Annotated in this window: 11 protein-coding genes and 1 pseudogene; 3 read left to right on the forward strand and 9 right to left on the reverse strand. The window is 44.5% G+C overall.

Annotation, left to right across the window (positions count from 1 at the left end; all coding sequences use genetic code 11):
- Positions 1-26 precede the first annotated feature (26 nt).
- The 9 genes and pseudogenes from metF to H7T97_RS01035 form a co-directional block, all read right to left on the reverse strand.
- A complete protein-coding gene (gene metF, locus H7T97_RS01000; protein ID WP_201089010.1) occupies positions 27-902 on the reverse strand; it encodes a methylenetetrahydrofolate reductase [NAD(P)H] in 876 nt (291 codons plus the stop codon).
- A gap of 113 nt (positions 903-1015) precedes the next feature.
- Positions 1016-3265: a 5-methyltetrahydropteroyltriglutamate--homocysteine S-methyltransferase gene (gene metE, locus H7T97_RS01005; RefSeq protein WP_201089012.1), complete on the reverse strand. Its 2250-nt coding sequence runs from the start codon at positions 3263-3265 to the stop codon at positions 1016-1018.
- Between the two features lie 307 nt (positions 3266-3572).
- Positions 3573-5180 (reverse strand): alpha-glucosidase, encoded by a 1608-nt coding sequence (locus H7T97_RS01010; protein WP_195487516.1) that lies wholly within the window; start codon positions 5178-5180, stop codon positions 3573-3575.
- 69 nt (positions 5181-5249) lie between these two features.
- Entirely contained in the window at positions 5250-7481 is a 2232-nt protein-coding gene (locus H7T97_RS01015; protein WP_195326704.1) for a glycoside hydrolase family 31 protein, read from the reverse strand.
- A gap of 146 nt (positions 7482-7627) precedes the next feature.
- A pseudogene (locus H7T97_RS10220) lies at positions 7628-7723 on the reverse strand (CPBP family intramembrane glutamate endopeptidase); the annotation flags it as partial.
- 345 nt (positions 7724-8068) lie between these two features.
- Positions 8069-8743 carry a potassium channel family protein gene (locus H7T97_RS01020; RefSeq protein ID WP_009731618.1) on the reverse strand — a complete coding sequence of 225 codons (675 nt, stop codon included), beginning with the start codon at positions 8741-8743 and terminating at the stop codon, positions 8069-8071.
- A 9-nt stretch (positions 8744-8752) separates the two neighbouring features.
- Positions 8753-10135 carry a TrkH family potassium uptake protein gene (locus tag H7T97_RS01025; protein ID WP_201089014.1) on the reverse strand — a complete coding sequence of 461 codons (1383 nt, stop codon included), beginning with the start codon at positions 10133-10135 and terminating at the stop codon, positions 8753-8755.
- 31 nt (positions 10136-10166) lie between these two features.
- Positions 10167-10931, reverse strand: coding sequence for a nucleoside phosphorylase (locus H7T97_RS01030; protein ID WP_201089016.1), 765 nt, complete (start codon positions 10929-10931; stop codon positions 10167-10169).
- Positions 10928-11497, reverse strand: coding sequence for a sugar O-acetyltransferase (locus tag H7T97_RS01035; RefSeq protein WP_070449322.1), 570 nt, complete (start codon positions 11495-11497; stop codon positions 10928-10930). The genes H7T97_RS01030 and H7T97_RS01035 overlap by 4 nt, the downstream gene beginning before the upstream one ends.
- 177 nt (positions 11498-11674) lie before the next feature.
- Between H7T97_RS01035 and H7T97_RS01040 the strand changes: the two genes are divergently transcribed.
- From H7T97_RS01040 to H7T97_RS01050, 3 genes are all read left to right on the forward strand, one after another.
- Complete coding sequence (locus H7T97_RS01040; protein ID WP_156671803.1) at positions 11675-12418, forward strand: DeoR/GlpR family DNA-binding transcription regulator; 744 nt, start codon at positions 11675-11677, stop codon at positions 12416-12418.
- 12 nt (positions 12419-12430) lie between these two features.
- Positions 12431-13240, forward strand: coding sequence for a Cof-type HAD-IIB family hydrolase (locus tag H7T97_RS01045; RefSeq protein WP_201089018.1), 810 nt, complete (start codon positions 12431-12433; stop codon positions 13238-13240).
- Positions 13241-13593: 353 nt separating this feature from the next.
- On the forward strand, positions 13594-14934 hold the full coding sequence (locus tag H7T97_RS01050) for a vWA domain-containing protein (RefSeq protein ID WP_260314029.1): 1341 nt from the start codon (positions 13594-13596) through the stop codon (positions 14932-14934).
- Positions 14935-15073 lie beyond the last annotated feature (139 nt).

Genomic DNA, 15073 nt, shown 5'->3' on the forward strand with positions numbered 1-15073 from the left:
TCTACACTTCCTACTAAAAGTGTTGATTAATTCACTTCAAAATTCGGTTGATGAGCAAATAAATCCTTTGTCGCTTGGTAGACGTGGTAAGCGACATCTTCATTGTTCATGGTGTAAAGATGGACACCTGCCACATCTTGAGTAACCAAATCAACGATTTGATCGACTGCATAAGCCAAGCCAGCTGCGCGAAGAGACTTTGGATCATGCTCGTACTTGTCCAGAATGGCTTTAAACTTCCGTGGGATATGAACATTTTCACAAGTCTTAAGGAGACGAAGGGCCTGATTGCGATTGAGAATCGGCATCACTCCTGCATGAATAGGAACATTGATCCCAGCCAAGGTACACTTATCTTGAAAATCATAGAAACGCTCATTGTCAAAGAAAAGTTGAGTGACCAAGCTAGAGCACCCTGCATCTACCTTCTTTTTAAGATTTTGAATATCTGAAATTTGGTTGGGCGAATCCGGATGTCCCTCAGGATAGCAGGCACCAATTACCTCAAAATGGGGCGCTTCTGTTTTGATAAATTCAATCAGATCCGTTGCATAACGAAAGTCTTTTAAAGGTTCCACACCCGGGATAATATCCCCACGCAGAGCCAAAATCCGATGAACCCCTACTTCATCTAACTCCTGAAGAGTATCGGCCACTTTTTCCTTGCTCAAATAGACGGCTGGTAAGTGAGCAATTGTCGGAATAGACAATTCATTTTGAATATAATTGGCTAAAGCAACCGTCGTCTCTTTGATATTGTATTTATTATTGCTAGCTGTCACACTAATAAAGTGAGGAGCTAGCTCCTGCATATTTGCCAAAGCACGTAAGAGTTTGGCATTGCCTACTTCAGGATTTGGAGGAAAAACTTCAAATGACAGAGACGGTGTGTGTTGTGACATATTCTATCCTTTTCTTTTGTTTCGTTGATCAAGAACTCTGAGCCACTGTTTCTAGGATAAGGGATGATTCGAAAACCCTCTACACGATGATAGAAGGTCCTCGAAACATTTTCTTACAAGTGTTCACGCGCTTCTTTAGCAGCATTAACTAGTTTGATCAAGCTTTCTTTTGTTTCTTTAATTCCGCGAGTCTTCAAACCACAGTCAGGGTTGATCCAAACTTTGCCACTTGGTACTTTCGCCAAGATCGCTTCGATAGTGTGATCAATTTCACCGTCTTGTGGGACACGTGGTGAGTGAATATCGTATACCCCAGGTCCAACTTCTGTTTGGAAGTTTTTGGCTTTCAACTCATCCAAGATTTCAAGGTTTGAACGGCTAGCTTCAAATGAGATAACGTCCGCATCCAAGTTGTCGATAGCTGGGATGATATCTGTAAATTCTGAGTAACACATGTGCGTGTGGATTTGTGTATCTGGCGCTACAGTTGAGTGTACCAAGCGGAAGGCTGGAATCGCCCAATCAAGATAGTCTTCATACCAGTCGCTGCGACGGAGTGGCAATTTTTCACGAAGAGCAGCCTCGTCGATTTGGATGATTTTCACGCCTGCAGCTTCAAGGTCAAGAACTTCATCCTTAATGGCAAGAGCGATTTGAAGAGTAGAATCCTTGATAGAGATATCTTCACGTGGGAATGACCAGTTAAGGATGGTAACAGGTCCAGTCAACATCCCTTTAACAGGTTTATCCGTACGACTTTGTGCGTAGCTAGACCATTTCACAGTGATTGGGTTGAGACGAGTGACATCACCCCAGATGATTGGTGGTTTCACCCCACGCATACCGTATGATTGTACCCAACCGTTTTTAGAGAAGAGGTAACCTGACAAGTTTTGACCGAAGTACTCAACCATGTCGTTCCGTTCAAATTCACCGTGTACCAGCACATCAAATCCAACTTCTTCTTGCCATTTGATCCATTCATCAATTGTTTCAGCAAGGAAGGCATCGTATTCTTCTTGAGTCAATTCACCCTTACGGAAGGCCAAACGTTTAGCACGAACTTCTTTCGTTTGAGGGAATGAACCAATGGTAGTTGTTGGAAGAGCTGGAAGTTTGAAGGATTCTTTTTGGATTTCTTCGCGTTCTGCGAAAGCTGGCAAACGAGTGTAGTCTGCTTCTGTCAACGCTGCGATACGAGCATGAAGTTCAGCATTTGCTCCGACACGTTCGGTTGCGAAGAGTTCTTTGTTGGCAGCAAGAGCTTCTGCACCTTGACCATTGCGGATGGCATCCAAGTCACGCAATTCACCCAATTTTTCAACCGCAAAGGCGAAGTGGTTCAAAATAGCTGGTTCAAAATCTTCGTTAGCCGTTGTAAATGGCACATGAAGAAGGGAGCAAGAAGTCGTCAAGACAACCTTTTCAGCTGGAACTTGATCCAAGATTTCCAAGCTCTTTTCATAGTTGTTGCGCCAGATGTTTTTCCCATTCACAATACCAGCATAAAGGGTCTTATCAGCTGGGAAGCCACCTTTCACCAATTCAAGTGTTTTCTTTCCTTCAACAAAGTCAAGACCAATACCATCTACTGGCAAGTTTACAAGGTCATTGTAGACATCACGAACATCACCAAAGTAGGTTTGAATCAAGACCTCAAGGCCTTTCTTGTCCGCCAAGAGTTTGTTGTAGAGGTTCAAGAAGAGGGCTTTTTCTTCAGCTGACAAATCTTTGACAAGAGCTGGCTCATCGAGTTGGATACGAGTCGCACCAAGCTCTGCCAATTTTGCAAAGACTTCTTGGTAAGCAGCAGCCAGGCTGTCGACGAAGTCTTCTGCTTTCACTCCATCTTCAAAGTCAGATAATTGAAGGAATGTGAAGGGTCCAACGACTACTGGACGAGTGTTAAGGCCCAAGTCTTTAGCTTCTTGGTACTCATCAAAAATCTTGTGACCAGCCAATTTAACTTCTGTTGTTTTTTCAAATTTTGGAACGATATAGTGGTAGTTCGTGTTAAACCATTTCTTCATTGGAAGAGCACGCACATCCCCTTTTTCACCTTGGTAACCACGCGCCAAAGCAAAGTATTGTTCAAGGTCTGTCAAATCCAAGTTTTGAACAGATGCAGGCACGACGTTGAAAAGAAAGGCTGCATCAAGGAAATTGTCGTAATGTGAGAAGTCATTTGAAGGAATCTCTGAGATGCCTTGCTCTTTGACAATGTTCCAGTGTTTAGCACGCAAGTCTTTGGCAGCTGCCAAGAGCTCGTCTGCTGAGATTTCTTTTCTAAAGTATTTTTCAGTTGTAAATTTTAATTCACGGAATTCACCCAAACGTGGGAAACCGATAATTGTAGTTGACATGTTGTGTCCTCCAAAAATTCTAATTGACACTATCATATCAGAAGATAGCCGTCTTGTATAATTGCTTTTACACGAATTTTGATATAGGCAAAAACTATAACACAGATTTAATAGGCCTTGGGACCAGAGATCAAAAGCAAAAACTAGGACTACTTATAAATATTTCCTATAGCCCCTGCATCACCGAACCATTTTTGAGCGGATTCTGCTAGAAGAACAACCCCTAAAAAGCAAAACAGGCCTTCTCTATTGAGAAAGACCTGCTTTTATAAGGAAGTTCGTTCCTTAATTTTTTTCATTTGCTTCATTAGGCTAATTTGACACAGAAGGCATCCCAAGGGGCTAACTTGCCCGATTCGAGGACCTGCTCCACCTTGGTATTGGCAATGAGAACCTCTTCAACTCCATTGACAAGTGGTAAGTCTTGCTCTTGACTTGAGAGATTGACAACGACGAGGTAGGCTTGCACTCCTTCTACCCGCTTGTAAGCAAAAACCTTGTCTACTGCGTCCACCAATTCATAATCAGCCGTCACAAGCCAAGGATGCTCTTTTCTCAAGGCCACCAGAGTTTGATAGGTATAGAAAATGGAGTCTGGATCTGCTAGAGCAGCCTCAACATTGATCTCTTTGTGGTTTGGGTTGACCGCAAGCCATGGTTGACCTGTCGTAAAGCCAGCTTCTGCCTCATCATTCCACTGCATCGGTGTCCGTGCATTGTCCCGACCAATATGGCGGATCTGATCCATGATCACTTCGAGTGGCACTCCTTTTTCTAAGGCTTCATGGGCATAGTTGATTGACTCGATATCTTCTACATCCTCGAGGGTCTGAAATGGATAATTGGTCATCCCGATTTCTTCTCCTTGATAGATATACGGAGTCCCCTTCATCAAGTGAAGCAGAATTGCTAAAGCCTTGGCAGATTTGACACGGTAGTCGCCATCATCCCCCCAAGTTGACACAATCCGTGGGAGATCGTGGTTGTTCCAAAAGAGGGAATTCCAGCCTTCGTCTTTTCCTAATTCCGTCTGCCACTTGGTGAAAATTTCTTTCAATTTTGGCACATCCAATTCCTTAGCGTAGTGCCATTTTGGTTGACCCGGTTGGTATTGAAGACCAATGTGTTCAAATTGGAAGACCATGGACAATTCTTGATTTTTTGGATTGGAATATTGCTTAGCAATCTCTGGAGTCGCTCCCCAAGTTTCTCCCACGGTGAGCAGATCCTTATCGCCAAAGGTAGCTTGATTCATTTCCTTCAAATAAGGATGGAGCATGGGACCATTGCTGATGATTTCCTGATCTGGGATCTTACCGATCATATCGATGACATCCATACGGAAGCCACCAATCCCCTTGTCAATCCAGAAATTCATCATGTCATAGATCTGATGACGAAGCTCCTCGTTTTCCCAGTTGAGGTCTGGTTGCTTCTTACTGAAGTTATGCAGGTAGTATTGGCCTGATGCTTCATCCAATTCCCAAGCAGAGCCACTAAAAGCAGAAATAATACCATTGGGCTCATCGCGCCAAATATAGAAATCCCGCTTTGGACTATCTGGATTTTCACGTGCTTCGATAAACCAAGCATGCTCATCAGAGGTATGGTTGACCACCAAGTCCATGATGATTTTGATCTTGCGTTTATGGCCTTCTGCGATCAATTCTTCCATATCTTCCATAGTCCCAAAGATGGAGGCAATATCCTCGTAATCCGAGATGTCATAGCCGTTATCATCCATGGGACTCTTGTAGACTGGTGAGAGCCAGATCGCTGTAATCCCTAATTTTTCCAAGTAGTCTAGCTTGCTCGTGATCCCCTTGAGATCCCCGATGCCATCGCCATTACTATCCTTGAAACTCTTTGGATAAACTTGGTAAATTACGGCATTATGCCACCATTTTTGTTCCATTTTTTTCTTCTCCTTTATGATTGTGAAATCACTTTCATCATACAAAAATAGGGATGAAATTGCAAGAATTTACAAGTCTTCATTCTCTTCACTGGAATAAATCACTTCAAAGAGACGTTGACGCAAACCTTCCTCTAAAGGCGTAATGACCTTCATCAACTGTTTCCAATTCTTGGCTGTTGAACAAGCCGCAAATAATTCATTTTTCCTATCGTAGGCCAGGTTGGCAGATTTCAAGAGCTCAAACATCCGATCTTCTTTTGCAGTAGGACGCGATTGCAGCTCACCCATCGCAATCTCCTGACTGTGATTGTCCACTAAGATAGGGGCTGTCTCAAAGGTATGGAGGAAGAACCGGTGCTGTCTCTTTTCAGGAAGCAGCGTTCGATCACCTGTTAAATCCAACCTAATCTTTCTTTCATCCCAATTGACAGTTAGGCGGGTTTCAACCCTGTTATCTCCTTCTCCTTCAAGGAGCACGAAGGAACGATTGTCACCTGGGAAAAGATGCCAGTCCAGCATTTCTGGGAGCTCTACCCCTGTCTGCGGGTGTGCATCCATAGGGATGACGGCTCCTGCACGCGCAAAGACCGGAATATCCTGGCTAGCTCTAAAGACTGTAAGCTTGCCTTTTCCTTCGTACTTCCAATCATGGAAGAAATCATACCAAACTCCGTCTGGGAACCAAACACTCACAGAAGCACTATGATAGACAGGATCCAGAGCCTCTGAAATTGGGGCCACCATGAGTTCACTACCAAAGAAATATTGATTTTTACCCTCATAAGCATCTTCTTCGTTTGGATAGTGGTAATAGAGGGGCTGAACCAAAGGCAGTCCTTGTTCATGCGTCGCCACATTCATGGTGTAAAGATAAGGTAGTAAGCTGTGACGCAGGCGTAAATATCGCTTCATCCAGCGACAGGTCTCAGACGAGTAAAACCACGGTTCCTTGCTGTTAAAAGCATTACAAGAACTATGGAGACGATTGATCGGGCTAAAGACCCCAAATTGCAACCAGCGAAGAGCCAAGTCTTCATCATAGTAACCCCGCATATGGCCACCAATATCGTGACTCCACCACGTATAACCGATATTTGAAGCTGTGCTGGTAAAATAGGGTTGAAAGGCTAGGGATTCCCAAGTCACAATGGTATCCCCTGAAAAACCGATCGGATACCGGTGGCTGCCAGGACCTCCATAACGCGATAAAATAAGACCAGCTTGACCTGTACGACAATTGTCTAGATAATGATAATGATTTAACAACCAAAGGGGATCCATCTTGCCATGACTTCCCTGTTGCCAATCAATCCACCAAAAGTCGACTCCTTGATCTTCCAAGGGATGATGGACATCTTCGAAATAAGCTTCGCGAAAGGCTGGACTGTAAAAGTCAAAGCTAGCCGCTTCTTCTTTTTCCGCATCCAGTCCCAAGCGTTTTGCGACCATGGGATAAGCATCTTCGAAGGCGCGAATTCCATCTGCCGGATGGACATTTAAGGTCACCTTTAAACCACGCTCATGCAGACCATGTAAGAAGGCAGCTGGATCAGGAATCAAGTCCCGGTTCCAACTATAGCCCGTCCAACCACTTCCAAAGCGAGCAGGAATTGCTGTCTTGTGCCAGTCCATATCGATCACACTGACAGCCAAAGGCACCCCTTCAGCTTTGAAACGATCCATTAAATCTGTGTACTCCTGACTGGTATAAGGCCAATACCGACTCCACCAGTTTCCCAGAGCATAACGTGGCAAGAGAGGGGGTTGTCCCGTCAGATGGTAAAAATCTTTCAAGGCCCCTAGATAATCGCGCCCATAACCGAAGAAATACAGATCCACTTCTGGACATGGCCGTGCTCTAAATCCGCTTTCGACATCATACAAGTAGGAGCTGGAATCGTCTAAAAGAGCATAACCGGCCTTGCTCAAGATCCCATCTTCCAACTCCATAGCTCCATCGACCTCGTCAAGCGTCCGACTGGTCCCTTTCAAGGTCTCAGGCTGATCACCATAGTGCCACCGGCTACCATAGACTGCATACTGACCCTTGAGCTCGATAAAAAGCCGATCCGGTGTAAAAGGTCCCTTTTCAAAATGAAGGTGGAGATGCTCCGTATGCAGATCGAGGACCTCTTCTGTCTCTACGACCTCACAGGCAACAGGTCCAAAATCACGATTTTGCACAACTTGCGTCTGACCATCTTCAAAAACACCACCCTCTGAATATTCCAAGCGCACCAAAGATTCCGTTAATACGGAGATTCGGTAGTTCTCTCCCTGTATCACTGATCCTGCCATTTGTCTTTCCTCCTCTTTTTATGGAGCATCTGACTGCCCGCTTTTTATCTGCTTCACCTCACCGTGTAAGCGTTTACGATTTTACTATAGCACTCAAAAAAAGGCCTGTCAACACCTGACAGAACCTTTCCTAAAATATTATAAGATCAACTTCCCCAATGGATCAAGAGATACATGAGACTCGATCCAAACATATCTGCCAAGACATGCACGAGGAAAAATGGCAAGAGATTCTTGACGACCTTGAGGACGGACGTTAGGTGAAATTATCCAGTGGATGATTTCAGCAATTCAGGAAGTTCCATGACTAAATTAAGATACAGAGGGCATCTGCGGAGTAAAAATTAAAAATCATATTTCTGCAGAATCATTTCACCTATTTTAGTTAAAAAATAGGTTATCAACATTCTGAGGCTGGGACAAAAGTCCTAGCCTCTTAATTGTTTTTGTACTGTTGAGCAAGACGCAGTGGTTGAGTGGGCTCTACTACGCTGATTTCATCAGCTTTTACAGCCCTACTCAACTATGCGGAGGTGGGACGACGAAATCGAATTCTAACGAATTCCCGATTTCTGTCCCACTCTCTCTCAGTTTGTTTCCTCTAAGAGGTCTTGGATTCTATCCAGATACTGGTTGTCTGTCACCGCCATCACGCGCACCCCTTCTGGCCAGATAAAGTCGGGACCAATCTGACTTCGCAAAGGCTGGTCTTCCGCATCTCGATAGCCAATAATATTGAGTTGAAATTGGTCTCTGATTTCCAAGTCTCGGATGCTTTTTCCTACCCAGCTAGCTGGAACCGTAAACTCGACCACCACCACTGCTTCATCCAACTGGAAAACTTCAATCCCATGTTGGAAGAGGATCATCTTAGCTAGAGACATGCCCGCTTCTACCTCTGGTAGGATGACCAAATCAGCCCCAATCCTCTCAAGGACTTCCTTGGTCACTTCATTTTTAACCTTGGCAATGACGTGCTCGACTCCAAGGGCCTTACAGTGCATGACCGCCAGCACACTGGACTCCAGGTTTTCACCCGTCGCGATCACGACTGTGTCACAGGTACCGATATCAGCCGCATCCAAGAGGTCCATTTCTGTAATGTCTCCAACAATTCCAGTCGTAATCATGGATTCATATTGGTTGATCACATCTGCGTGATCGTCAATTGCAATAATATCCACATCCTGATCCTGTAAGGTTTTCAGGACACTCTGTCCAAAAATTCCCAATCCTAAAATTCCAATGGTTCGATTCGCCATGAGTTTCTCCTATCCGATAATGATGTCTGCCTTGGCATACTGCAAGGTATCTGCTTTCTTGGCTTGGTAATTGTTCAAACTGACCATAAGGGTCAAAGGACCAATCCGTCCGATAAACATGAGGACCATAATAATGGCTAGTCCCGCCCCATTTAAGGTCGAGGTCACATTGGCTGTCACGCCTACTGTCGCTAGAGCGGATACCACCTCAAAGACCAAATAAATAAAGCGTTGGCCATCCGGCGTCACCAAACAGATTCCTAATAGACCCACTAAGAAGGTCAACTGGAAAATCACCGCCGTCCCAAAGGAACGTTGAACAATGTCTGGTGAAATGGTACGTTTTCCTAAATTGGTATGTGGTAGCCCCAATAGTTCCTTCCGAGCCAGGAGCAAGAGGACCAGGAAGGTGGTGATCTTCATGCCCCCTGCTGTCCCACCCGGTGCTCCACCTAAAAACATCTGCAAGAGATAGACGAAGAGCGTCACTGGCCGGACTGCTGTATAATCTAAGGATGCAAAACCAGCTGTCCGCATACTGACAGTTTGGAAGAAGCTGACCAAGATCTTCTCTCCTAATGGAAGGGACCCAATCGTTGCTGGATTATTAAACTCGGTCAAGAGACTGGTTACTGTCCCAAAGAGAAGGATCGCAGCTGTTAACCAGAGAACCACCTTGGTATGGAAGCGAAGAGTCCGCCGTCCTGATTGATTACGGGCCTTGGTAGCCAGGTCAAACCAGACCATGAAGCCCAAGCCCCCAGTAATAATAAGGGCAGATAAGGTCATATTGACCAACCAATCGGTCTGGAAGCTCATCATACTATCGCCCCCAAAATTATCAAAGCCCGCATTACAAAAGGCGGAAACTGCGACAAAGATGGAGTTAAAGATCCCATGGCCCCAGCCAAAGCGAGGAATAAAGCGAGTCATGAGGAGCAAGGCCCCGACACCTTCGATGGTAAAGGTGGTAATAAAGATGGAGCGGACAAAACGGGTCAAGCTTTGATTATTGCTAAAGCTAAAGCTGTCCCGAATAGTCTGCCGGTCCTTGAAACTGAGCTTTTGGCGACTTTCCATAAAGAAGAGACCAATAAAGGTCAAAATCCCTAGGCCTCCAATCTGAATCAAGAGCATACAAATCAATTGCCCCCAGCCATTATAGGTCGAAGCCACCGACTGGGTAAAGAGCCCTGTCACACAGACCATAGAGACCGCGGTAAAGAGGTGGTCGATGTAGCCTGCTGTTGAGCTTACTTGCTGGACAAAGGGCAAACTCAGTAAGAGAGAGCCTATCAGGATAACCAAGGCAAAGCTGAGAAAGATCCGCCTTGCTGGAGACAAGCGAGTCAATTTGGCCCGCCATTGTTTAAAAAATAATTTGTCTAACATAGCTTCATTGTATCATAAAAAAAGAAAAGATTTATAAGTGATGAACCATCTCAAGGCACAATTCTAAGGCCTTCTCAAAAGCTTCTGAGCCCCAGTCACGTTGGTCATAATTTTCCAGATCTGCTAGAGAATCTGCGGTAAATAGGAGCATGCCCCAAATCGCCCCACGAAGTTGGGCCACTGCAGCAAGTGAAGCACACTCCATCTCCACCACACTACACCCTTCTTCGATGCGATAGGCCACCTTGTCAGGTGTTTCCCTATAAAAACCGTCGGTCGACCAGGTCATGACCTCTTGATAAGGAATGGACGCTTGTTTGAGAACTGTTTCAATAGCAGTCAGGGCACGACCGTCCACCTCTATATAACGGGAGGGCGCGACATAATGGTAACTGGCTCCTTCATCTCGCAAGGCCTTGGTCGGGATTAAAAAGGCATTTTCTTCTATATCCACCAAGACCCCACAGCTACCTGCCGATATGATCTTCTTCACTCCATAGCCAATCAACCAATCCATGAATTGCGCAGCAGCTGCAGATCCAACTGGCGCTTGGGCCAAGCCGATCTCCTCTCCTTGGTGCTCCATAACATAGACCGGATAGGTCTTAGTCGCTGAGACAAAGCTAGCTACTTGTTTGGCTCCAACAGCTTTGGCAAAGCGATCAATCTCATCTTTCAAGAAAGCATAAACACATTTTTCAGGTAGGTGCAGGTCTAACCCCTCATGGGTCGGCATAATGACTGCCTGTGGATTGTCGTCAAACTCTAAAATGGGAATTTCATGTCGATGGATCATTCCTTCTCCTTTTTGACGGGTATTTCTTTAATGACACGGGCTGGATTTCCTGCAAGGACCACATTGTCTCCAAAGGACTTGGTGACCACTGCTCCTGCGCCAGCAACCACATTGTTTCCCAGCGTCACACCAGGAAGAATGGTGACACCTCCTCCTGCCCAGAAGTTGTCTCCTATCGTAATTGGTGCCCCGTACTCGAGACCAGAATTGCGCTCGTCTGGATCCAGTGGGTGTAAGGGGGTCAAAAATTGGCAATTAGGACCAATCATGGCATTCTTTCCAATCGTGATAGGACAAATGTCCAACATGGTCAAGTTGTAATTGGCATAGAAATTTTCTCCCAGATGGATGTTGACCCCATAATCCACAAGAACCTGGCGATTGAGATAGAGGTTTTCACCGGTTGATCCAAACCACTCTTTGATGATGGATGCCCCCTTTTTAGGATCCACCTCTTGGTTAAAGGCCTCTTGTTTCTCCCGAGAGGCTTTTGCCAAAGCCCGTAATTCAGGGTCCGCAGGTCTATAATAGTCACCCGCAATCATTTTTTCATATTCACTGGCCATAAGGAAACCTCCACGTTATTTTGACATATTATAGCAGAATTTCCCCTTTAAAACAAACGTCAGAATAAGGCTTTACAAGGAAAAAGATCATAAATGCTTAAAAATAATTAAAAACACTTGCATTAACTTAATAAATGATGTAGAATATAGGCAAGAACAGAAACAAGGAGCGAGCTCATGTATCAGGAACAACGACTCGAAAAAATATTAGAACTCTTAGAAGAGCGAAAACAGCTATCGGCTAAAGAAATGGTCGACTATTTCAAGGTCTCAAAAGATACCATCCGTCGAGACTTCGCTCTCCTTAGTCAGCGCCAGCTGGTCCGCAGGACCCATGGTGGACTCCTCCCCTTAAACAAAGAACCCGGCCCTTCTTACCTAGACCGTAGTCAGAAAGCCAACAAGGAAAAGACTGCTATGGCTCAAAAGGCCCTGCAATTGATCCAAGATGGCCAAGTGATCTTTCTCGACGTTTCTACCTCGATGACCCTGCTTGCTGGCTTGCTTAATAAGGAAGTCACAGTCTATTCGCATTCCCTTGACAATGCCATCCAGCTCAGTAGCCATTCCCAGGTTGACTTTCATCTTTTAGGAGGAAAATTCTACCCTAAAAACCGCTTCTACTATGACGCGAATCAAGCACAAATACTGGACAATCTTCGCTTTGATCTCGCTTTTTTTGGAGCGAGTAGCTTAGCCAATGGCGAAGTCACCTTTGAGGATGCTGAAGACGTTGCAGTCAAGTCTCTCGTTTTTGAGCGGACTCGTACCAAGGTGCTGGTGGCAGAAAGTACCAAGTTCCACCAACATGCCAACTACTATCTCGCTCGTCTCCAACAATTTGACTATTGGATTACTGATCAAAAACCAAGCCCTGACATCCTTAAACAAGTCGGCAACGAAACCACTATTCTCTATTAGGAGGTAATCTTTATGTCTCACATTCGTCTCATCATCAGCGATATCGATGGCACCATCTTAAATGACCACCATCAGATTGACCCAGAGTTGGCAGCATTGATCCCAGATTTAAAGCGTGAAGAGATCCCTTTCGTGCTAGCCTCTGCTCGCTCCCCCAAAGGAATGGCACCCATTGCCAAAGAACTCGGTATAGAAGACTGCCCCATGGCCTGCTACAACGGGGCCTTGATTCAAAAAGGCGAGCAGGTTCTGTTTGAGCATCCCTTAGACAAGAATGAAGCTCGTCAGTTTATCGACTGGGTCAACCAACACTTTCCTCAGGTTTCGATCAACCTCTATAGTGGAAAAGACTGGATGACCGACCGACTTGACCAATGGAGTCAAGAGGAAGCCCGGATTACAGGGGAAAAACCTCTCATTCTTCCCCTATTGGATCCTTTGCTGGATGCGACTAAGCCCCTCCACAAATTGCTCTTAATTGGAGAGCCAGAAGAGATCCAAGCTCTCTATCGCACTATTTCTGCCGACGACTTCCCTTCTACCGCCTTTTATCTCTCCAAAGCCAACTACCTAGAAGTCACGGCTAAGCAGGTCTCCAAAGAGGATGCTCTGGTTGAGCTAGCCAACCACTACCACTTGTGCTTAGAAGAAGTCCTCACCATGGGAGACAACTTCAACGACCTCCCTATGCTCAAAAAAGCAGGCATCGGGGTCGCTATGGGCAACGCTCCACAAGAAGTGAAAGACGGAGCGACTGTCGTGACAAAGACCAACAATGAAAATGGTGCTGGACAAGCGGTTGAAATCTATGTGTTGATTTAGAGACATAAATAAAGTGACTAGCTAGTATTTTTTACGGCAAAAAAATAGAGTAGAAATACTGATAGAATAGGGTTTCTTGCCAATTGCTAGGAATCCTATTTTTTATTATATATTTTGTATATTAAACCTATTTTATGCATATTTTTCTTGTTTGGTTATTTATCAATAATTAGGAATATAAAAGTCAGTGAAACCCTTGATTATTATACCGTTGACAAGTTTTTCAAAAACCTGTATGATAGAAAAAAGTTTATTAAAAAGGGGACGTATTTTGAAAAAATATACTATTTCACGTAAACAAACTTTAACTTTAGCTTCCGTTGTTTTAGGAACGGTCTTCACAGGGACTACTATTGCTTCTGCTGATGACGTTGCACCTAGCACAACCCAAGCTGCTCCTGCAGCTACTACAGCAGCAAAATCACCTATCCGCTGCAACAGAAGAAATCACCGCCAAAGCCAATACACCAGTTGTTCCCGCTGATAAAGCAAAAGCTGGAGATGTCATTGCTGTGGACGTCAAGAAAACTGGCCCATCTGCTAAAACAGACGGCGCAGACACCACCACTACTTCAACAGCAACTATCAAAACGACTAGCTTAGCCGATCAAGACACACCTGTTGGCACTTCAAAACCAGTGTCATCTACCAAGACAGCTACATCAACTAAAGAAACAGCTGACTACACTGAGACAACTACAGAAACAGTCAACAAAACAACTGTAGTCGAAGTGACAAAAGAAGCAGATGTGGTCAATAAAAAAGAAGTCCAAGGAACATCCGACATCGTCTTTGTCATTGATAAATCATTCTCAATGGATTCCCACATCAATGATACGATGAAAAATGTTGAGACATTCGTCCGTAATTTATCTGCAAAAAATATCCAAGCACGCTTGGGATTGGTTGATTATGAAGACTCAAAGCATACCAACTACCATGATTTTAATGGATCAAAATTCACAACAGATCCAGAAAGCTTTATTTCTGCTTTAAAAGCAATCAAAACCTACGGTGGTTATGAAAATGCTACTGTTCCGTTGCACCATATCGCTACTTCAGCGGATTATAACTGGGGGACTGGAGCAAACAATCATCGCTTTGCTTTCTTGATCACAGACGAAGACATTGATCTTACAAAAGATACACCAACCAAAGAAGCAACACTGAAGGCCCTTCAAGATGCCGGTATCTCTTTGACCGTAGTTGGTAAAACATATACATATATTAAAAAAGACTTTGCTCCATTGGTCAATGGGACAAATGGTCTCTACCTAGATATTGACAAAAACTTTGCTGACTTGTTGAACGTTCAATTTGCCAATAAAGTCGTTGAAACCGTCCAAAAAGGTCGTGTCTTTAAGGTACAAACAGACAAGTATGAGTTGATTTCAAAAACCCACCGTGTGGCAAAAGCAAAACCACAAACTCCTAGCATCCAAACGCCTGCAACACCGACTCCTACTCCTCAAAAACCAGCTGTTGTAACTCCTGCGAAACCGACAGTATTCACACCAGCTAAAAACGAGCCTGCCAAAACAGCAGTCTATATCGCACCTGCAGCTCTTCCTCAAAAAGAAGCAAGTCTTCCAAATACAGGAAGCAAAAACTCCATTGCTTTGACGACTCTAGGTCTTGGTCTTCTTAGCATGGGTGCTGCCTTTGGACTCTCTCGTAAAACAAAAAAAGACTAACATGAAAAAACCTAATCAAATGATTAGGCCTTTTTAGCTCTGTACGAATGATTCCTGTTTGCCATTTCCATTTGAAAGTAGAAATCTTCAGCTTCTACCAAAAGATTCTTGTCCTCCGCTATGATATAATGGGGACAGT

This window comes from Streptococcus parasanguinis (genome assembly GCF_016648925.1).
Classification (GTDB): Bacteria; Bacillota; Bacilli; order Lactobacillales; family Streptococcaceae; genus Streptococcus.